Source organism: Pseudocitrobacter cyperus, assembly GCF_039889165.1.
GTDB lineage: Bacteria > Pseudomonadota > Gammaproteobacteria > Enterobacterales > Enterobacteriaceae > Pseudocitrobacter > Pseudocitrobacter cyperus.
Genome location: NZ_JAYMYY010000001.1, coordinates 1579667 through 1599608, shown reverse-complemented (window position 1 = coordinate 1599608; position 19942 = coordinate 1579667). Strand labels below are relative to the sequence as shown.

The 19942-nt window shown below is 56.2% G+C and carries 16 protein-coding genes, 1 other RNA gene and 1 pseudogene; 12 read left to right on the top strand and 6 right to left on the bottom strand.

Annotated features, from left to right (window positions below; all coding sequences use genetic code 11):
- Nucleotides 1-32 precede the first annotated feature (32 nt).
- On the bottom strand, nucleotides 33-1730 hold the full coding sequence (locus VSR74_RS07795; protein ID WP_347794136.1) for an SgrR family transcriptional regulator: 1698 nt from the start codon (nucleotides 1728-1730) through the stop codon (nucleotides 33-35).
- Nucleotides 1731-1828: 98 nt separating this feature from the next.
- Here VSR74_RS07795 and cof point away from each other — a divergent pair, with 98 nt between their 5' ends.
- Nucleotides 1829-2647 carry an HMP-PP phosphatase gene (gene cof / locus VSR74_RS07790; RefSeq protein ID WP_347794135.1) on the top strand — a complete coding sequence of 273 codons (819 nt, stop codon included), beginning with the start codon at nucleotides 1829-1831 and terminating at the stop codon, nucleotides 2645-2647.
- A gap of 64 nt (nucleotides 2648-2711) precedes the next feature.
- On the opposite strand, the gene VSR74_RS07785 is transcribed toward cof, so the two are convergent.
- Nucleotides 2712-3761, bottom strand: coding sequence for a PLP-dependent cysteine synthase family protein (locus tag VSR74_RS07785; protein WP_347794134.1), 1050 nt, complete (start codon nucleotides 3759-3761; stop codon nucleotides 2712-2714).
- A 115-nt stretch (nucleotides 3762-3876) separates the two neighbouring features.
- On the opposite strand from VSR74_RS07785, the gene VSR74_RS07780 reads away from it, so the two are divergent.
- From VSR74_RS07780 to VSR74_RS07755, 6 genes are all read left to right on the top strand, one after another.
- Nucleotides 3877-4335 (top strand): Lrp/AsnC family transcriptional regulator, encoded by a 459-nt coding sequence (locus VSR74_RS07780; RefSeq protein WP_015965558.1) that lies wholly within the window; start codon nucleotides 3877-3879, stop codon nucleotides 4333-4335.
- 42 nt (nucleotides 4336-4377) lie between these two features.
- A complete protein-coding gene (locus VSR74_RS07775) occupies nucleotides 4378-6153 on the top strand; it encodes a SmdA family multidrug ABC transporter permease/ATP-binding protein (protein ID WP_347794133.1) in 1776 nt (591 codons plus the stop codon).
- On the top strand, nucleotides 6146-7924 hold the full coding sequence (locus VSR74_RS07770) for a SmdB family multidrug efflux ABC transporter permease/ATP-binding protein (RefSeq protein WP_347794132.1): 1779 nt from the start codon (nucleotides 6146-6148) through the stop codon (nucleotides 7922-7924). The genes VSR74_RS07775 and VSR74_RS07770 overlap by 8 nt, the downstream gene beginning before the upstream one ends.
- Before the next feature lie 221 nt (nucleotides 7925-8145).
- A complete protein-coding gene (gene glnK / locus VSR74_RS07765; RefSeq protein WP_015965555.1) occupies nucleotides 8146-8484 on the top strand; it encodes a P-II family nitrogen regulator in 339 nt (112 codons plus the stop codon).
- A 31-nt stretch (nucleotides 8485-8515) separates the two neighbouring features.
- Nucleotides 8516-9802: an ammonium transporter AmtB gene (gene amtB / locus VSR74_RS07760; protein ID WP_347794131.1), complete on the top strand. Its 1287-nt coding sequence runs from the start codon at nucleotides 8516-8518 to the stop codon at nucleotides 9800-9802.
- A gap of 143 nt (nucleotides 9803-9945) precedes the next feature.
- Nucleotides 9946-10167, top strand: coding sequence for a YgdI/YgdR family lipoprotein (locus VSR74_RS07755; protein ID WP_347794130.1), 222 nt, complete (start codon nucleotides 9946-9948; stop codon nucleotides 10165-10167).
- Nucleotides 10168-10215: 48 nt separating this feature from the next.
- Here the strand turns inward: VSR74_RS07755 and tesB are convergent, their stop codons facing one another.
- Complete coding sequence (gene tesB / locus VSR74_RS07750) at nucleotides 10216-11076, bottom strand: acyl-CoA thioesterase II (RefSeq protein ID WP_347794129.1); 861 nt, start codon at nucleotides 11074-11076, stop codon at nucleotides 10216-10218.
- 217 nt (nucleotides 11077-11293) lie between these two features.
- Between tesB and VSR74_RS07745 the strand changes: the two genes are divergently transcribed.
- Nucleotides 11294-11860 carry a YbaY family lipoprotein gene (locus VSR74_RS07745; protein ID WP_347794128.1) on the top strand — a complete coding sequence of 189 codons (567 nt, stop codon included), beginning with the start codon at nucleotides 11294-11296 and terminating at the stop codon, nucleotides 11858-11860.
- A 31-nt stretch (nucleotides 11861-11891) separates the two neighbouring features.
- Here the strand turns inward: VSR74_RS07745 and VSR74_RS07740 are convergent, their stop codons facing one another.
- On the bottom strand, nucleotides 11892-12203 hold the full coding sequence (locus tag VSR74_RS07740) for an MGMT family protein (protein WP_347794127.1): 312 nt from the start codon (nucleotides 12201-12203) through the stop codon (nucleotides 11892-11894).
- A 166-nt stretch (nucleotides 12204-12369) separates the two neighbouring features.
- On the opposite strand from VSR74_RS07740, the gene ffs reads away from it, so the two are divergent.
- Nucleotides 12370-12466, top strand: an RNA gene (gene ffs, locus VSR74_RS07735) — signal recognition particle sRNA small type.
- Between the two features lie 56 nt (nucleotides 12467-12522).
- On the opposite strand, the gene yczR is transcribed toward ffs, so the two are convergent.
- Nucleotides 12523-13950, bottom strand: a complete 1428-nt coding sequence (gene yczR / locus VSR74_RS07730) for a MocR-like transcription factor YczR (RefSeq protein WP_347794378.1) — start codon at nucleotides 13948-13950, stop codon at nucleotides 12523-12525.
- 88 nt (nucleotides 13951-14038) lie between these two features.
- Here yczR and yczE point away from each other — a divergent pair, with 88 nt between their 5' ends.
- The 3 genes from yczE (at nucleotide 14039) to VSR74_RS07715 (ending at nucleotide 18295) form a co-directional block, all read left to right on the top strand.
- The gene (gene yczE / locus VSR74_RS07725) at nucleotides 14039-14641 is read left to right on the top strand and encodes a membrane protein YczE (protein WP_347794126.1); all 603 of its coding nucleotides are present in this window, start codon (nucleotides 14039-14041) and stop codon (nucleotides 14639-14641) included.
- 160 nt (nucleotides 14642-14801) lie between these two features.
- The gene (locus tag VSR74_RS07720; protein WP_347794125.1) at nucleotides 14802-17882 is read left to right on the top strand and encodes a beta-galactosidase; all 3081 of its coding nucleotides are present in this window, start codon (nucleotides 14802-14804) and stop codon (nucleotides 17880-17882) included.
- Between the two features lie 59 nt (nucleotides 17883-17941).
- On the top strand, nucleotides 17942-18295 hold the full coding sequence (locus tag VSR74_RS07715) for a DUF1428 domain-containing protein (RefSeq protein WP_347794124.1): 354 nt from the start codon (nucleotides 17942-17944) through the stop codon (nucleotides 18293-18295).
- Nucleotides 18296-18354: 59 nt separating this feature from the next.
- On the opposite strand, the pseudogene VSR74_RS07710 reads toward VSR74_RS07715, so the two are convergent.
- Nucleotides 18355-19922, bottom strand: a pseudogene (locus VSR74_RS07710) (EAL domain-containing protein).
- Nucleotides 19923-19942: the final 20 nt, after the last annotated feature.

Below are 19942 nucleotides of genomic sequence, written 5' to 3'. Positions count from 1 at the left end.
GTAACGCCTGGACAGCGCGGCGACCAGCTTCTTCACCGTGTTGACGGCGGTAGCCAGGCCCGGGTGAAATCAAACCAGCCGCGGGCATTCAGATGGATGCCGTTTACGCCTGGCGGCGCGCTGATTTGATATTGATAGTTAAAGAGGGGGGTCAGCATGCCTTCTTCCATCAACAGGGTGAAGATGTGCTTCAGCGCATTGACGCGCTCGGCCTCTTCTGACTGTGCCTGCGCTGCATCCAGGGTGTTGATTAGCATGGCGAAACGCGACTCGCTCAGGACTGCGGGCCATAAAGGATCGCAGCGCAACCACTGTTCAAGCGTATATTCTGGCATCTCGCCTATTAGTCGATCGCCCATCATGAAATCGGCCTGATCCAGATCCGGATAATCATCCCAGCTTTTCGCATTGTGGAAGCAAAGCGTCAGTTCGCAACCCTGTTTCGCCAGCGCCTGTTTAAGTTGTTCTGCCATGGTGTGCAGCTCAACGGGCAGGTGATAGTGCAGCGTAAGGTGCGGAGGGAGCGGGGTATCGTTATCGCCCTCCAGAGGAATGGCCCAGCCGGGAAGCAGCGCTTCGCTTGGCGTGATGAGGTTTTCATCCACCGGTAGGCTTTGTAGCAGACCGCTTTGATGGATAAGCGCAATCACCCGTAGCGCCTGTGCTTTCGACAATCGCGGGCTCTGGCGAAATGTCAGATAGCAGAACCCAAGACTAATGCTGTTACTCACCAGGCGTAACTGACTCAGTTCTTCCGCCTGGCCGACAGCTATCTGCACCGGATGGCGGCAGCTCGTACCGAGATCCTGCTCAAAAAGCTGCGGGGTTATCCAGAACTCAATCGCCTGTAACAGCGGATGCCCCAGATGGTAGCGGTGGTGGCTCTCGAGCCGCACCAGTTCGGGCTCAAAGATTTTAAGCTGGAACGGGCCGCATCCGAGGAGGGGATCGTCCGGGTGCGCCAGCACGCTGCAATAGCTTGCCAGCCGATGGGGGAGCCAATAGTCAGGGCGATGGAGCGTAAAGCTCAGGCACTGGGCGTGAGGCTGGTCAATATGCGCGACGCAGGCAAACAGTTTGCGTAAACCGGGCTGTGTGAGCAGCATCTCAAGGCGCTCTTTTAGCTGATGCGTTTCCACCGGGTCGCCATTGTGCCAGTGAAGAGTTGAGCGAATATAAAACTGCCAGTGAAGCCCATCCTGCGAGACTTCCCAGTGGTGAGCAATATCGCCCTCCGGGCGGGCGGAGTCGCGCCCGAAGCGGGTTAATCCGGCGTAGATTTGCCCGGCCAGGTGTTGTTCCGCTCGCCCCACTAAAAAACCAGGGTGCAGGGGGTCAAGCGGGCGGTAGTAAGGAATACGCAGCGTTGGCGTGTTGTTCTGCCACTGGCCGCCAAGAAACGGATGCAGCAGCGCGCGCAGTTCAACAGGTGCCAGTTGCGCCAGTTCCAGCGCATTCTGCTGCTGGCCTTTACTCAACGCCAGTTCCATCATCTCGTTACGCAGCACGTCCGGCGTGGTATGAAAGGTCAGCGAACCGCGTTTCCCACGCCCGGACTGCGCCTGCCAGCTCAGCCATCCGGCATCGCTTGCCTGACGCAGCAGCGTGCGCACGTGCCGTTCGCTGCAAAAACAGCGCTCCGCCAGTTCGGCGATTGTGACCTGCTGGGGCGCACCGGAAGAGGGGAGCCAGAGTCGCTGAAACTGATTTAATCGGTTAAGCAGTCGCATATAAATCCGGAACAAAAAATATGAACAATTCAGTATTACTTCCGTATATCTCAGACAATACTGGTACGCAAGAGAGCACGATCACAGGCGGGAATAAAATGGCAAAACTGGCAGCATTTGATATGGATGGTACGTTACTGATGCCCGACCATCGGCTGGGTAGTGAAACTATCACCACGCTAAAACGTCTGCGCGATCGCGATATCACCCTTACATTTGCTACCGGCCGACACGTGCTGGAGATGCGCCCGCTGATTGACCAACTGGCGCTTGATGCCTTTCTCATCACCGGCAACGGTACCCGGGTGCATTCTCTGCACGGTGAGGTTATGCACCGCAGCGATCTTGCGCCGGATGTTGCCGATGAAGTGCTACACGCGGCCTGGGAAACGCGCGCCAGCGTTCATGTGTTTAACGACGACGGCTGGTTTACGGGGAAAGCCATCCCTGAGATGTTGCAGGCGCATATGTACAGTGGTTTTCACTATCAGTTGCGCGATCTGAAGCAGATCCCGGCTCATGAGGTTACCAAGATCTGTTTTTGCGGCGATCATGACGATCTCATCCGGTTGAGTATTCAGTTGCAGGAGGCGTTGGGCGAACGTGCGCACATCTGTTTTTCTGCGATCGATTGTCTGGAAGTATTGCCCACAGGTTGTAATAAGGGGAGCGCGCTCACCGTACTCAGCGCGCATCTTGGCCTGACGATGCAGGAGTGTATGGCATTTGGCGATGCCATGAATGACCGGGAGATGCTCAGCCTGGTCGGGCGCGGCCTGATTATGGGCAACGCGATGGGCCAACTGAAGGCGGCATTGCCGCATTTGCCGATTATCGGGCACTGCCAGAATCAGGCGGTATCCCACTATTTAACACATTGGCTGGACAAACCCAACCTTCCTTATTCCCCCGAATAATGAGACCTTTCCAGCAAGCCAGGATGATAAGCCTGGCTTTTTTTCGTCATCAATTCGTGGGTAATTATTGTGCCAGCAGACGCTCTACCTCTGCGTGCCATGGAGCGAGGTCGCCGATATGCTCTTTCACCCATGCCGGATTGTAATAGGTATCCAGATAGCGCTCGCCGCTGTCACACAGCAGCGTCACGATAGAACCGCTACGCCCCTCTTTGCGCATTTGCGTCGCCAGTTGCAGCGCCCCCCACATATTGGTACCCGTAGAAGCGCCGACCTTACGGCCTAACTGAGTTTCCAGCCATTGTGCCGTCGCCACGCTTGCGGCATCGGGAACGCGCAGCATGTCATCCACCACATCGGGAATAAAGGAGGGTTCGACGCGCGGGCGGCCAATGCCTTCGATTTTACTGCCCACAGCACTGCGCAGCGCGCTATCCCGGCTCTGCCAGTAGTCCATAAACACGGAGTTCTGCGGATCGACGACCATCAGGCGGGTATTGTGCCCCTGGCAGCGGATATAGCGGCCAATCGTCGCCGAAGTGCCGCCGGTGCCTGCGCTCATCACAATCCAGTCGGGAATTGGGTTCGGTTCATGGCTCATCTGGCGGAAGATGCTGTCGGCGATATTGTTATTTCCGCGCCAGTCGGTGGCGCGTTCGGCGAAAGTAAACTGATCCATATAGTGGCCGTTAAGTTCACGGGCCAGCTTTTCCGATGCGGCATAGATTTCGCAGGCGCTCTGTACGAAATGGCAACGTCCGCCGTAGAACTCAATCTGTTCAACCTTTCGTTTGGCTGTGCAGGAGGGCATCACGGCGATGAATGGCAGCCCCAGCAGCCGGGCGAAATAGGCTTCAGACACCGCCGTAGAGCCCGATGAGGCTTCAATAATTGGCGTGCCTTCTTTGATCCAGCCATTGCACAGGCCATAGAGGAAAAGTGAACGCGCCAGCCGGTGCTTCAGGCTACCGGTCGGATGCGTACTCTCATCTTTTAAATAGAGCTGAATGCCGGAAAATGCCGGCAGCGACAAACGAATCAAATGCGTGTCGGCGCTGCGTTGGTAATCAGCATTAATTTCGCTAATGGCGTTTTTGACCCAGGTGCTGTTCATGGCGGTTTTCCATTTATCATTTTGTGCCTAGCTTAGCGAAAGATGCGGAAAAAATTGTTGCTATCTCCACTTTAAAATAGACTTACGGGAGAAAAATATTCTCCTGGAGTTGGCTATGTTAGATAAAATTGACCGCAAGCTGCTCTCGCTGTTGCAAACGGACTGCACCCTCTCTTTGCAGGCGCTGGCCGATGCCGTTAATCTGACCACCACACCCTGCTGGAAACGGCTCAAACGGCTGGAAGATGACGGCATCTTGCTGGGCCGTGTTGCGCTGCTGGATGCCGAAAAACTGGGGCTGGGTCTCACCGCGTTTGTTCTGATAAAGACCCAACATCACAGCAGTGAATGGTATAGTCGTTTCGTGAATGAAGTGAGTCAGATGCCTGAGGTATTAGGCTTCTGGCGAATGGCGGGTGAATATGACTACCTGATGCGGGTGCAAGTCGCCGACATGAAACGCTACGATGACTTTTATAAAAGCCTGGTGAACCGCGTTCCCGGTTTATCGGATGTCACCTCCAGTTTCGCCATGGAACAGATAAAATACACCACAGCGTTACCCATTGAATAACCCTGTTTTTTCTCATGCCTTACAGGTTCAGGATTTGATCGCGTGCGATTATTTACTCAATTAAGCTGGTATTTCCGCCGGGAGTGGCGTCGCTATCTGGGCGCCGTCGCGCTGCTGGTGGTTATCGCTATTCTCCAGTTGGTTCCGCCGAAAGTGGTGGGCTACGTCGTCGACGGCGTGACGCAGGAACACTACACCGCGGCGAAGATATGGATGTGGATAGGCACGATGGTGGTTATTGCCGTTGTGGTTTACCTGCTGCGTTATGTCTGGCGCGTATTGTTATTTGGCGCATCCTACCAACTGGCCGTCGAACTGCGGGAAGATTTTTATCGTCAACTCAGCCGCCAGCATCCGGAGTTCTATCTGCGCCACCGCACCGGCGATTTAATGGCGCGCGCCACCAACGACGTCGACCGCGTGGTTTTCGCCGCCGGGGAAGGGGTGCTGACGCTGGTGGACTCGCTGGTGATGGGCTGTGCGGTGCTTATTGTCATGTCCACGCAGATAAGCTGGCAGTTAACCCTGCTGGCGCTGTTGCCAATGCCCGTTATGGCGCTGGCAATCAAACGTTACGGTGACATGCTGCATAATCGCTTTAAGCTGGCGCAGGCGGCATTTTCCAGTCTTAACGATCGCACGCAGGAGAGCCTGACCAGCATTCGCATGATTAAAGCTTTTGGCCTCGAAGATCGCCAGTCGGCGCTGTTTGCCGCCGACGCTGCCGATACCGGGGCGAAGAATATGCGCGTAGCGCGAATCGATGCCCGCTTTGACCCCACTATCTATATCGCTATCGGAATGGCTAATCTCCTGGCGATTGGCGGCGGGAGCTGGATGGTCATGCAGGGAACGCTGACGCTCGGCCAGTTGACCAGCTTCGTGATGTATCTCGGCTTAATGATTTGGCCAATGCTGGCGCTGGCGTGGATGTTTAACATTGTCGAGCGCGGCAGCGCCGCCTACAGCCGTATTCGCGCGACGCTGATGGAAGCGCCGGTGGTCAATGATGGCAGTGAACCGGTGCCGGAAGGGCGCGGTACGCTGACGGTGGCCATTGACCAGTTCCACTATCCGCAAACGGAAAAACCAACCCTGACGAAAGTGCATTTCAGCCTGCAACCGGGGCAGATGCTCGGGATCTGCGGCCCGACGGGCTCCGGTAAATCGACGATTCTGTCGCTCATTCAGCGTCACTTTGACGTTGAGCAAGGTGAAATTGATTTCCACGGCATGGCATTACCGACGCTGCAACTGGATGCCTGGCGCAGTCGACTGGCGGTCGTCAGCCAGACTCCGTTCCTTTTTTCCGATACGGTCGCGAGTAATATTGCACTGGGTCGCCCCGGCGCAACCCAGGAAGAGATTGAGCATGTTGCGCGTCTTGCCAGCGTCCATGAGGATATTCTGCGCCTGCCACAGGGTTACGACACCGAAGTGGGGGAGCGCGGCGTGATGCTTTCCGGCGGGCAAAAACAGCGTATCTCGATTGCCCGCGCGCTACTGCTGAACGCAGAAATCTTAATTCTCGACGATGCGTTATCGGCGGTTGATGGCCGTACCGAGCATCAAATTCTGTATAACCTGCGTCAGTGGGGAGAGGGGCGCACGGTGATCATCAGCGCGCATCGCCTTTCGGCCCTGACGGAAGCCAGCGAGATCATCGTGATGCAGCACGGGCATATCTGCCAGCGCGGGCAGCATGAACAACTGGCGGCGCAACCTGGCTGGTATCGCGATATGTATCGCTACCAGCAACTGGAAGCCGCGCTGGACGATGCTCCGGAAGAGACGTTATCGGAGGCGAGCAATGCGTAATTTTGCTCAACTGTGGCCGACGTTAAAGCGCCTGCTGGCCTATGGCTCGCCGTGGCGAAAACCGCTCTCTGTCGCCGTGGTGATGCTATGGATTGCCGCAGCGGCGGAAGTGAGCGGCCCGGTGCTTATCAGCTACTTTATCGACAATATGGTGGCGAAACATACGCTGCCGCTCGGCACCGTTGCCGGGCTTGCGGCGGCCTATATCGGCCTGCAATTGCTGGCGGCCACGTTGCACTATAACCAGTCGCTGCTCTTTAACCGGGCTGCGGTGGGCGTCGTTCAGCAGTTGCGTAGCGACGTGATGGATGCCGCTCTGCGCCAACCGTTGAGTGAATTTGATACCCAGCCGGTGGGGCAACTGATTTCTCGCGTCACCAACGATACAGAAGTGATCCGCGATCTCTATGTGACGGTGGTCGCCACTGTGCTGCGCAGCGCCGCCCTGATTGGGGCGATGCTGGTGGCGATGTTCAGCCTCGACTGGCGTATGGCGTTAGTCGCGGTATGTATTTTCCCGGCGGTGCTGACGGTCATGGTGATTTACCAGCGCTACAGCACGCCGATTGTACGCCGGGTGCGGACTTACCTGGCAGATATTAATGATGGCTTCAATGAAGTCATTAACGGGATGAGCGTGATCCAGCAGTTCCGCCAGCAGGCGCGCTTCGGTGAGCGCATCGGCGAGGTAAGCCGTCAGCACTATCAGGCGCGCATGCAGACTCTGCGCCTGGATGGTTTCCTGCTGCGTCCGCTGCTGAGTCTCTTCTCGTCGCTGGTGCTGTGCGGGTTGCTGATGCTGTTTGGTTTTACTTCTGTCGGCACGATTGAAGTGGGCGTACTGTATGCGTTTATCAGCTATCTGGGGCGTCTGAACGAACCGCTGATTGAACTCACCACGCAGCAGTCGATGCTGCAACAGGCAGTGGTCGCGGGTGAGCGCGTCTTCGAGTTGATGGACAGGCCGCGCCAGAATTACGGCGACGATTCGCGCCCGCTGGAAAGCGGAGACATCGATATTGATAACGTCTCTTTCGCCTATCGCGATGACCGGATGGTATTGCAGGATATCTCTTTGTCGATCCCGGCGCGCAGCTTCGTGGCGCTGGTGGGACATACGGGGAGCGGGAAAAGTACGCTCGCCAGCCTGTTGATGGGGTATTACCCGCCCAATTCAGGGGAGATCCGCCTGGGGGGACGTCCGCTCGCCAGCCTAAGTCATCTGGCGCTGCGCCAGGGCGTGGCGATGGTGCAGCAGGATCCGGTGGTTCTGGCCGACTCCTTCTTCGCCAACGTTACGCTGGGGCGTGATATCAGCGAAGCGCAGGTGTGGCAGGCGCTGGAAACCGTGCAACTGGCGGAGCTGGCGCGCAGCCTCAGTGAGGGCATCTATACCCGGCTGGGCGAGCAGGGAAATAATCTCTCTGTCGGGCAGAAACAGCTCCTGGCGCTGGCGCGCGTGCTGGTTGATACACCCCAGGTACTCATCCTCGATGAAGCAACGGCGAATATCGACTCCGGCACCGAGCAGGCAATTCAGCAGGCACTGGCTGCCGTGCGGGAACACACCACACTTGTGGTGATCGCTCACCGACTTTCGACGATTGTCGACGCGGACACCATTATGGTGCTGCATCGTGGGCAGGCGGTGGAGCAAGGTTCCCATCAGCAACTACTGGAAGCGAAAGGCCGTTACTGGCAGATGTATCAGCTTCAACTGGCTGGCGAGGAGTTAGCCGCCAGCGCGCAGGACGAAACGCTTACCGCCTGATGCACTTTTTTTAAGCAATTTGCTAACAGACGCACCAGCGTGTGCAATTCCCCAACGCATCATGCACCCGCATGGTGCGTTTTTGTTTCATTTGCCCGGCAAATGTTTTGTCGCATGTCTTAAATGGCCATTTCTGGCGCATTTCTCATTTCTGGCACGTCCCTTGCTTTATCTATCTCGTGTAGCAGCAGCCATTACCGAATTCTGACTGGAGGGGATCTATGAAGCTGGTTACCGTGGTGATCAAACCATTCAAACTCGAAGACGTCCGCGAAGCGTTGTCTTCAATTGGTATTCAGGGACTGACCGTGACGGAAGTAAAAGGCTTTGGTCGTCAGAAGGGTCATGCCGAGCTGTACCGTGGCGCGGAGTACAGCGTTAACTTCCTGCCAAAAGTAAAAATTGATGTCGCCATTGCCGACGACCAGCTTGATGAAGTGGTGGATGTGGTGAGCAAAGCGGCTTACACCGGAAAAATTGGCGACGGTAAGATTTTTGTCGCCGAGCTGCAACGCGTGATTCGCATTCGTACCGGCGAAGCCGACGAAGCGGCACTGTAATTCCTGGCGCACAGTGATAGGGATCGAGAAAATGAAAATAGCAAAATTGAAAACCGGTTTGGCGGCTCTGGCGCTGTTGCCGGGCCTGGTGATGGCGGCTCCGGCGACGATCGATAAAGCCGACAACGCCTTTATGATGATCTGTACTGCGCTGGTGCTGTTTATGACCATTCCGGGAATTGCCCTGTTTTACGGTGGCCTGATTCGCGGTAAAAACGTCCTTTCTATGTTGACGCAGGTGGCGGTCACGTTTGCGCTGGTCTGCGTGTTATGGGTGGTATACGGCTACACGCTGGCCTTCGGTACCGGCGGCAGCTTTTTCGGCAACTTCGACTGGGTGATGCTTAAAGGCATCGCGCTGACCGCGCCGATGGGCACTTTCTATCAGTACATTCACGTTGCCTTCCAGGGCTCGTTTGCCTGCATCACCGTGGGGCTTATTGTCGGCGCGCTGGCGGAACGTATTCGCTTCTCCGCGGTGCTGATTTTTGTGGTTATCTGGCTGACGCTCTCTTACATCCCGATTGCGCATATGGTGTGGGGCGGGGGGCTGCTGGGTTCCCACGGCGCACTGGACTTCGCGGGCGGTACGGTTGTGCATATCAACGCGGCGGTCGCAGGCCTGGTGGGTGCTTACCTGATTGGCAAACGCGTCGGTTTTGGCAAAGAGGCGTTCAAACCGCATAACCTGCCGATGGTGTTTATTGGTACCGCTATCCTTTACTTTGGCTGGTTCGGTTTCAACGCGGGTTCCGCCAGTGCGGCGAACGAAATTGCCGGTCTGGCCTTCGTGAACACCGTTGTGGCGACCGCGGCAGCGATTCTGGGCTGGGTATTCGGTGAGTGGGCGCTGCGTGGTAAACCGTCTCTGCTGGGGGCGTGTTCCGGGGCGATTGCCGGCCTGGTGGGGATTACCCCGGCGTGTGGCTTTATCGGTGTCGGTGGTGCGTTGATCCTCGGTATCGTTGCGGGTCTGGCTGGCCTGTGGGGCGTCACGATACTGAAGCGCTGGCTGCGTGTTGATGACCCGTGTGATGTCTTCGGCGTTCACGGTGTGTGCGGCATCGTTGGCTGTATCCTGACGGGTATCTTCGCTTCCACCTCCTTTGGCGGTGTGGGGTATGCAGAAGGCGTCACGATGGGCCATCAGGTGCTGGTGCAGCTCGAAAGTATCGCCATCACCATCGTCTGGTCGGGCATTGTGGCGTTCGTGGGCTACAAAGTGGCTGACCTGACCGTTGGCCTGCGTGTACCGGAAGAGCAAGAGCGCGAAGGGCTGGACGTCAACAGCCACGGCGAAAACGCTTACAACGCATAATCACTCTCTTCTCTCCCTGCGCCAGCAGGGAGAGATAATTTCCATCTTCAGCCCCTTTCTGCGCATCATCAATCACTCATCGTCTTCCCTGTATTGTTAACATAGGCCAATATATTGCGGTTTTTTATTGGGAGTAAGTTGTGATGAAGAAGATGTTGGCTGTTGTATTAATTGGCGCTGCTGCAAGTCTGTTAACTGCCTGCTCAAGCGATTATATTATGTCCACCAAAAGTGGCGAGATGATTGTAACGCAGGGAAAACCGGAGATTGATAAAGATACCGGAATGACCCGCTATAAGGATGTGCAGGGCACTGAACGCCAGATTAATACCAGTGATGTAGTGCAGATGATCGAGAAAGATTAATACCTTGCAAGCCGGGTAAGCGTAAGCGCTACCCGGCAATTCCCTTCACTACCCGCGATTGCGCATTACCCCTTCCTGCACCGTCGAGGCCACCAACACGCCATCCTGCGAATAGAACTCGCCGCGTACAAACCCGCGCGCGCTGGAGGCTGACGTGCTCTCTACACTGTAAAGCAGCCATTCGTTCAGATTAAACGGGCGGTGGAACCACATCGAGTGATCAATCGTTGCAACCTGCATCCCTTTTTCCAGGAAGCCGACGCCGTGCGGCTGAAGGGCAACGGGCAGGAAATTGAGATCTGACGCGTAGCCCAGCAGATTCTGATGCACGCGTAAATCATCCGGCACCGTACCGTTAGCGCGCAACCAGACCTGACGCTTCGGTTCGGCAACATGCCCTTTCAATGGGTTATGAAATTCGACCGGGCGAATTTCCAGCGGTCGTTCACAGAGAAACTTATCTTTCAGCACCTGCGGCAGCAGATGCTCCAGCGAACGAGCGATCTCTGTTTCGGACGACAAGCTTTCTGGCGCGGGCGCATCCGGCATCGTTTTCTGATGCTCGTAGCCCTGCTCCGGCGCCTGGAACGACGCAGTCATATAGAAAATCGGTTTGCCGTTTTGAATGGCTGATACGCGGCGGGCGCTGAAGCTGTTGCCATCGCGCAGCACTTCAACGTCATACACAATCGGCTTCAGGCTGTCGCCCGGCCGCAGGAAGTAGCTGTGGAATGAATGAATCAGGCGCTCAGTGGGAACCGTTTCCTTGGCGGCAAAGAGCGCCTGACCGACAACCTGACCACCGAAAACCTGACGAAGCCCCAGATCTTCGCTCTGCCCGCGGAATAATCCTTCTTCGATTTTTTCCAGTTTCAACAATGCCAGTAAATTTGAAAGCGCCTGACTCATAAATTTCCTCAGTAATTTTTATCATCGCCGCGGCGAGGGATGAGCACAGTATAACGCAGTTTCGCATCTGGTCCGATGGGTGCAATAGTCTGAATAAATGGCAGTTTGCAGGAAAAAAAAGGAGATCTGTGCCACACTTAACCCGTTATGACTGTTTATGAATGGTCGCTCTGGCAGGAAAAAATCCTGCGGATGCATGAGCGAAAAGGAGAACGCAATGAAAATCGTGCCAATGTTAAGTGGAATAGCCATCGCCGTTGCCCTGTCTGCCTGCGCAGATAAGAGCGCTGATATTCAGACCCCAGCGCCGAATCCGAATGCCGCGGGAACGACCCAGGGGGCGATTCAGCAGCCGAATGTATCGGGTACTGTGTGGATCCGTCAGAAAGTGGCTCTGCCACCTGACGCAGTGCTGACCGTGACCGTTTCTGATGCGTCGCTCGCGGATGCGCCGTCCAAAGTTATTGCGCAGAAAGTGACGCGTACTGAAGGTAAACAGGCTCCGTTTAGCTTTGTGCTGCCGTTCAACCCGGCGGATATTCAGCCTAATGCCCGGATCTTACTGAGCGCCGCCATTACGCTGAATGATAAGCTTATTTTTATCACCGATACCGTGCAGCCAATTATCAACCAGGGCGGCACCAAAGCTGACCTGACGCTGGTTCCGGTACAGCAGACGGCGGTGCCGATGCAGCAGAGCGGTGCGGCAACAACCGTACCGTCAACATCGCCAACGCAGGTTAACCCTTCTTCTGCAGACCCTGCGCCGACGCAAATTCCGTAATTTTCAATGCCCTCCTGGTGAGGGCATTTTTCTAATAAATCCAGCGATACTTCTGTAAATCAATCTTCCCGCTTCCTGATACCTGCACACCTTCGGCCAGCAGCGCCTGACGTTGACGCTGAAGATTAGGCCCCGTCAGAGAAATTGTTCCATGACGATTCACCACCCGATGCCAGGGCAGGGTAGAGCCTTCCGGCAGCCTTTTTAACACGCCGCCCACCTGACGAGCCGCGCGCGGGGAACCCGCCAGCCTTGCCACATCACCGTAGGTGGTGACATAGCCTTCGGGGATCGAGGCGACAATTTGCCAGACTCGCTGAGGGAAGGAATCGAAATCGTCCATAGTCTGTTCCTGATAAACGAGTAGTCAGCATAATCAGCAATATACATCATGTGAAGTGGGAACTGCGCAAGAATCCAGCAGGTAACCGCGGACGGCTTGCAATTGCCGGGCACAGCAGGGATAATGCGCCAGCGCGTTAGGTAACTAGCGCTCTCAATGGGGGCTCTGTTGGTTCTCCCGCAACGCTACTCTGTTCACCAGGTCAGGTCCGGAAGGAAGCAGCCAGGGCAGATGACGCGTGTGCCGGGATGTAGCTGGCAGGGCCCCCACCCATTTCTGCTCCCGGGCTGGCCACAGCATTCATTCGATCGCCATCACCTTAAATAATTTTGCGCAGTCTGCTGGTGCTTTGCTGTCCGGCAAGCGTCTGCCAGAGCGGTTGCAAGCGTTCGAACGCATTCCGCAATATGTCATCCTCCAGCGTAAACGGCAGACGCAGATTACGTTCAAACGCACCTGCCAGGCCAAAACGTGGGCCTGTGCCCAAATGTATTCCTATTCCCTCCGCTCTGGCGGCAAACTGCGTTGCCAGCATATCGGGTAATTCAACCCAGAAAGAGAGCCCGCCTTCAGGCCGTGCAAATCGCCATTCAGGAAAATAGTTCTGCATCAGTGCGGCGCACATATCGCGACGCTGTGCGAGCCATCGCCTTCTTTCCGGTAAAAGAGAGTCGGCATTTTCCAGCAGCCACAGTGTCGCCAGTTGTTCCAGCAGCGGTGAACCGAGATCGAGTGTGTCACGCGCCTGAACCAGCGCCGAGAGAGTCCGCGTTGAGGCGCGTATCCACCCCAGCCGCAATCCTCCCCAGAAGCTCTTTCCGGCCGAACCGATAGTGATAATCGGCGCATCAGAGTTGAATGCCGCCAGCGGTGGGGGAGGCGGGGCGTTATACCATAAATCGACCATCGTTTCGTCCACTACCAGCGTGGTGCGAGTATGGGCAGCGATGTCGGCAACTCTCTGGCGCGTGGCGCTGTCCATGCAACGTCCCGTTGGATTGTGAAAATCAGGCATCAGCCAGGCCAGGCGCGGCGCAGTTTGCGCGATAATCGCGGCCAGCCCGTCCGTGTCCCATCCCTGTTCGGGTAGCGATAATCCTACCGGGCGGCAGGATGCGCCCTGAATGGCGGCGATAGCCAGCGGATAGGTGGGGTTTTCCACCACCACCCGATCGCCCGGCCCGGTCATCGCGCGCAGTACCAGCGCCAGCCCGCTCAGCGCGCCGTTCACCAGCATGACTTCTTCAGCGGTGGTGGGGAGACCGCGCGAACAGTAACGCCGGGCAATGGCTTCGCGTAGCACCATCAAACCATGTTGATCATAACCTGTGTGGTTGAGATAACCTGGTAGCATCATTAGCGCATGGCTATAGGCTTGATGAATTTCAGCACCGGCGCTGAGGGCGGCAGTCGAGAGATCCAGTGCCTCAGGAGCGGACATTCGCGTGGGAATTGCACGGCGGCCTTCTGGCAGCATTACCCATGAACCGCTGCCATGTCGGCTTTGCAGATAGCCTTCATCGCGGAGCTGCGCCAGTGCGCTGGCAATGGTCGTTCGGCTAACGCCGAGCGCGGTGGCAAATTCCCGCTCGCCGGGAAGGCGGCTCTCCAGTGGCAGCCGTCCATCCAGGATCAACAAACGCAGCGCTTGCGCCAGTTGCCGCCACAGTGGAGTACGGGAATGCGCTTCCTGCCAGTGGCCGAGCAGGCGAACCAGGGAGTGTGTGGCCGAGCGTCGCGGTGTCATAAGCAGTCCACTTTTTAAAAACTGGTCATTAATCATAATGCCATTTTCATTGATGATGAAGTTCTGAACGCTCACTTTGAGGTGCATCATGCTCCGTCGTCTTATTCAGCTCTATATCGGTTTAGCCCTTTACGGTGTCTCCACGGCGATGTTTGTTCGTGCGGATCTGGGTGCCGATCCCTGGAATGTTTTCCATCTTGGTGTGGCCACTCTGCTGTCGATGAATATCGGTCTGGTGATCATTCTCACCGGAGTACTGGTACTGCTGTTCTGGATCCCGCTGCGCCAGCGCCCGGGGTTAGGCACTATCAGCAATGTGATCGTCTTAGGGCTGACGGCCGATCTCACGCTTGCGATCATGCCGCCGCTGGAGTCCCTGTTTGCCCGCAGCGTATTGCTGGCCGCGGCGATAATCGTCAATGCGTTGGCTACCGGGATGTACATCGGCGCGGGTTTTGGTGCGGGGCCGCGCGATGGCCTGATGACCGGGCTGCATGCGCGCACCGGCTGGTCGGTTCGTGCCATCCGCACCACCATTGAAGTATCGGTACTGCTGACAGGCGTACTGCTGGGCGGGAGTTTTGGCGTCGGAACGGTGTTGTATGCGCTGGCGATTGGCCCGCTGATCCAGATTTGCCTGCCGTGGTTTCGTCAGCCTACCGGTACACGACGGGCGGCGGTAATTTCCTGAGAGTATTGCCGCGCTCACACTTGCTTTTTGACCTTCAGGTTACACTCAGCCGCAGGGTTGAGTGAACCGAAGGCTATGAAATCCCTGAAGTTTAAGTGGATTTGCACGATGCGGTTTCGGCACTCTGCGCACAATTTTGTTTATTCGCAATGAGGTTGAAATGACGCATCACGCTTCACTTACGCTGCAACAACACCTGGCGCGTCGCGACTGGGAAAATCCGCAGCTTAGCCACTGGCATCGACTGGCGGCTCACCCGCCGTTTAACAGTTGGCGCAGCGATGCCGATGCGCAGCATGACCGCGCGTCCTCCTCCCGCCAGCTACTGAACGGCGAGTGGCGGTTCTGCTTTTTTGATGCCCCGGAAGCCGTTCCGGACGGCTGGATCAATGAAGAGCTACCGCAGGCCGTGGCGATGCCGGTGCCATCCAACTGGCAAATGCAGGGTTTTGATACGCCCATTTATACCAATGTGACTTATCCCATCCCGGTTACACCGCCTCGCGTACCGACGAACAACCCAACCGGTTGTTACTCGCGCACTTTTCAGGTTGCAGCAGAGTGGCTGGGGCAGGGGCAGACGCGCATTATCTTCGAGGGGGTCAATTCGGCGTTTTACCTCTGGTGTAACGGTCTGTGGGTCGGCTATTCCCAGGATAGCCGCCTGCCTGCGGAGTTCGATCTCAGCGATTTTCTGAAGCCCGGAGAAAATCGCCTGGCGGTGATGGTCTTGCGCTGGTGCGACGGCAGCTATCTGGAAGATCAGGATATGTGGCGGATGAGCGGGATATTCCGTGATGTCACGCTGCTGCATAAACCGGCGACGCGTGTGGCAGATTATCAGGTGAACACCACGCTGAATGCGGAATTTAACCATGCGATGCTCAAGGTTGCAGTGACGCTTGAGGGCGAGGCCTTGCTGGCGACCCGCGTGGCTGCAACGTTGTGGGATGGCGCGCAGCAGGTTGCCCGGTGTAGCCAGCCACCCGGCAGCGACATTGTTGATGAACGGGGGCGCTGGGAAGAGCGTTTAACGCTTGCCATGCCGGTTGTTGCGCCAAAGCTGTGGAGCGCAGAACAGCCGCATCTTTATCGGCTGGTGGTGTCGCTGCATGATGCACAGGGCGCGTTGATTGAGGCCGAAGCCTGCGATGTCGGTTTTCGTCAGGTGGAAATCAGCAACGGATTACTGAAACTTAACGGTCAGCCGCTGATGATCCGCGGCGTGAACCGCCACGAGCATCATCCTGAAAAGGGTCAGGTGGTGGATGAATCCACGATGCGCCGTGATATTGAACTGATGAAGCAGCATAACTTCAACGCGGTTCGCTGCTCGCATTACCCAAATCACCCGCTCTGGTATCGCTTATGCGACCAGTACGGCCTGTACGTGGTGGACGAAGCGAATATCGAAACGCACGGTATGGTGCCGATGAGTCGCCTGGCGGACGATCCGCTCTGGCTGCCAGCGATGAGCGAGCGGGTGACGCGAATGGTCGCGCGGGATCGCAACCACCCGTCAATTATTATTTGGTCGCTGGGGAATGAGTCTGGCTATGGCGCAAATCACAGCGCGCTTTATCAGTGGCTGAAAAGTGCCGATCCTGGTCGCCCGGTACAGTATGAAGGTGGCGGGGCGAATACCCCGGCGACGGATATTGTTTGCCCGATGTACGCTCGCGTCGATCAGGATCAACCCTTTCCGGCAGTGCCGAAGTGGTCGATTAAGAAATGGATCGGTTTGCCTGATGAAACACGTCCACTGATCCTCTGCGAATACGCGCATGCGATGGGCAACAGTTTGGGCGGATTCGCCAAATACTGGCAGGCATTCCGCACTCATCCGCGTTTGCAGGGCGGCTTTGTGTGGGACTGGGTCGATCAGGCGCTGACTAAAATCGATAACAACGGCCAGCCGTTCTGGGCCTATGGCGGCGATTTTGGCGATACGCCAAACGATCGTCAGTTTTGCATGAACGGCCTGGTTTTCCCCGATCGCACGCCGCATCCGGCGATCTACGAAGCCCAGCGCGCGCAGCAGTTTTTCCAGTTTAGTCAGGTAAGTCACCAGCCATGTATCATTGATGTGACCAGCGATTATCTTTTCCGCCATACGGATAACGAGCAGCTTCGCTGGTCGCTGATGTGCGACGGCGAGGTGGTCGCCGGGGGAGAGGTTACGCTCGATATCCCGCCGCAGGGTACGCAGCGGATCGCGCTGCCGCTCCCGACGTCGGCGTGTGGTGAGAACTGGCTGAATGTGGAAGTTTATCAGCGTGAAGCTACCGCCTGGTCGCCTGCAGATCACCTCTGCGCATGGGATCAATGGCGTCAGCCGTCTCCCCTTGCCCAGCCACAACCGCAGGTTACAGGGTTTGCGCCAACGCTTGCGATCGGCGAGGCGGCGTTCGATGTCATTCATCAGCAGCAGCGCTGGGTCTTTGACCGCGCCAGTGGTTGCCTGAGTCAATGGTGGCGTGAAGGGGAGGCATGTTTACTTACCCCGGTCAGCGATAACTTTACCCGTGCGCCGCTTGATAATGATATCGGTGTCAGTGAAGTGACGCGCATCGACCCTAACGCCTGGGTGGAGCGCTGGAAGGCGGCAGGCATGTATGCCATGACCTCGCGTTGCGTACTCTGTCGCGCAGAACAGCAGGCGGAAACGGTGAGCGTTGAGACCCAGCATCTGTGGGAATATCAGGGTAAACTGCTGTTTATCAGCCATAAGCGCTGGCTGATTGATAGTCAGGGTGTGCTGCACGGCGATGTCGATATTCAGGTGGCGCACGATATTCCTCCTCCGGCGCGTATCGGCCTGAGTTGTCAGCTCGCAGATGTCGCCGATCAGGCAAGCTGGCTGGGGCTTGGGCCGCACGAAAACTACCCCGATCGCCAACTTGCCGCCCGCCAGGGCCGCTGGACGCTGCCGCTTACGCAGTTGCATACGCCCTATATTTTCCCCACCGAGAACGGCCTGCGTTGCGACACCCGACGACTGGAGTATGGCAACCACTGCTGGCAGGGCGATTTCCACTTCGGCCTCAGCCGTTACAGCCAGCAGCAACTGCGTGAAACCAGCCATCACCATTTGCTGCGTGAAGAGCCTGGCTGCTGGCTGAATCTTGATGCTTTTCATATGGGTATCGGCGGTGATGACTCCTGGAGTCCCAGCGTCTCGCCGGAGTTTTTACTGCAACAGCGGCGGCTGCGCTACGCGTTTAGCTGGCATCAGAACTAAACTTAAGAACAGACGTAGCCAGGCTTGCTGGCTGCGCTGTCACTTCGGAGGTTTATCTGATGAAGTATGTGGATGGTTTTGTGGTGGCTGTTCCCGCGGAGAATAAGGAGGCTTACCGTGAGATGGCCGCAAAAGCCGCGCCGCTGTTTAAAGAGTTCGGCGCAACCCGCATTGTGGAGTGCTGGGCGGACGACGTGCCAAACGGTAATCTGACCGATTTTCGCATGGCGGTGAAGGCCGAAGAGCATGAAGAGGTGGTCTTTAGCTGGATTGAGTATCCGTCCAAAGAGGTGCGCGATGCGGCGAATGAGAAAATGATGGCTGACCCGCGGATGAAAGATCTGGGCGAATCGATGCCGTTTGACGGAAAACGAATGATTTACGGTGGTTTCCTGCCCGTCATCGACGAGTAGCCCGACTGACTGGCTGTGCGGCGTGCCGCCAGCCAGATTCATTTTTAGCCGTGCTGGTGTTAATGGCGGCGCAAGTTTTCTTCTGCCCAAAGAATAAAATCATGTTTCGGCAAGGCCTTACTGTAGAGCCAGCCCTGGCCATAGTGAACACCGTGCTGATAAAGCCACTCCTGTTGGCAGGTCGTCTCAATTCCCTCAGCGACCACATCCAGCTTCAGCGTTTTCGCCATCTCGATGATATACGGCGTGACCTGATGATATTCCAGTGAATCAACGAAAGATTTATCGATTTTCAGCGTATCCACGTCCAGATCCTGTAAGTAACGCAGGCTGGAGTACCCCGTACCAAAATCGTCTATGTAGATGGCATGCCCCACTTTACGATAAGCCTCAATCGCCGGTAGGGTTGTTTTGGGATCGGCAAAACCGCGTTCGGTCAGTTCAAGGGCGATTTGCGCGGGGGAGATCTGCCAGTAATTAAGTTGTTGGCTGAGGAGTTTCCGCAGCGCGGCGGAGTGGAGATCCTCGACGGACAAATTAATGGAAATGTGCTGGTCAGGGTGTTCATGCAGCCACTTTCTCATGTCGCGGAAAACGTTTTTAACGACGGTTTCGGTTAGTCTGGTGATAAGCCCCGTCTGTTCGGCAAGGGGAATAAAAATCTCCGGTGACAGATAGCTGCCGTCAGTTTGCGGCCAGCGCGCCAGCGCGCCAGCGCCTCGGCGCCGACGATTTTTCCTGTAGGCAACGAAACGATAGGCTGATAGTGCACGGTAATTGCCGACTCGTTCAGGGCGTCCAGCATGCGGTGGCGCGGAGACTGTAAACGCCGCAGCAGTCGCAGAATAAACCAGGCGGCAAATAAACTTATCAGTATGCCTATCGGTAACCAAATCAGTAGCTGACGATGCCAGCTGGCCACTTTGGGCTGCACGGGGGACCAGGTTAACACCGCCAGACTGAGGTCAGGGTAATGGCGCACGGTGTAGATAGTATGGTTGACGGTGAGCGTCTCGAGCCCCTGCGCTTGCATACGTTTAAAGACAGTAATATCAATAGGCTGGCTACTGGCAATGACGCGATTTTTTACCGTTCCGAGCAGGGCTGACTGAATATTACTGGTTTCAGAGGGGATGACATCAATAAAGGAGAGAGGGTCGATAATCACCATATGTTTGTCGCTGGCGATGGCGACCATGCGGCGATCAAGGCCGATATCGTTTTTCGCGGTAAACCAGGTACGATAGCCATCGAAGGTGACGCGATCAGGCTCCGGATAGGTTACAGGTTTACTTTGAATTTCAAGCGAAGAGCACAGTGGCGTAGTCCCTTTCAGATAGAGCACTTCCTGAATATAACGCCAGGAATAGGAGATTCTCCGCATTTCGTGAAGCTGCTCAGCGCTACAGCCCGGATGCGTCGTCTTATCTATTTCATTCAGAGCCTTTTTCGCCTGTGCCAGTACCAGTAGCGTTCTCGCCAGCACGCGGGAAGCGTAAAGCTCCTGTTCGTCCCGGAATTGCATATCTGCCTCACGATGAGCCAGCCAAATACTCAGCAAAATCGGCAAGAAAATTGCCATGATGAGCACGCCTGTAACCAGGCTCACCAGATGTCGTGTCGTCACCGATATGTCCTTTATGTGGC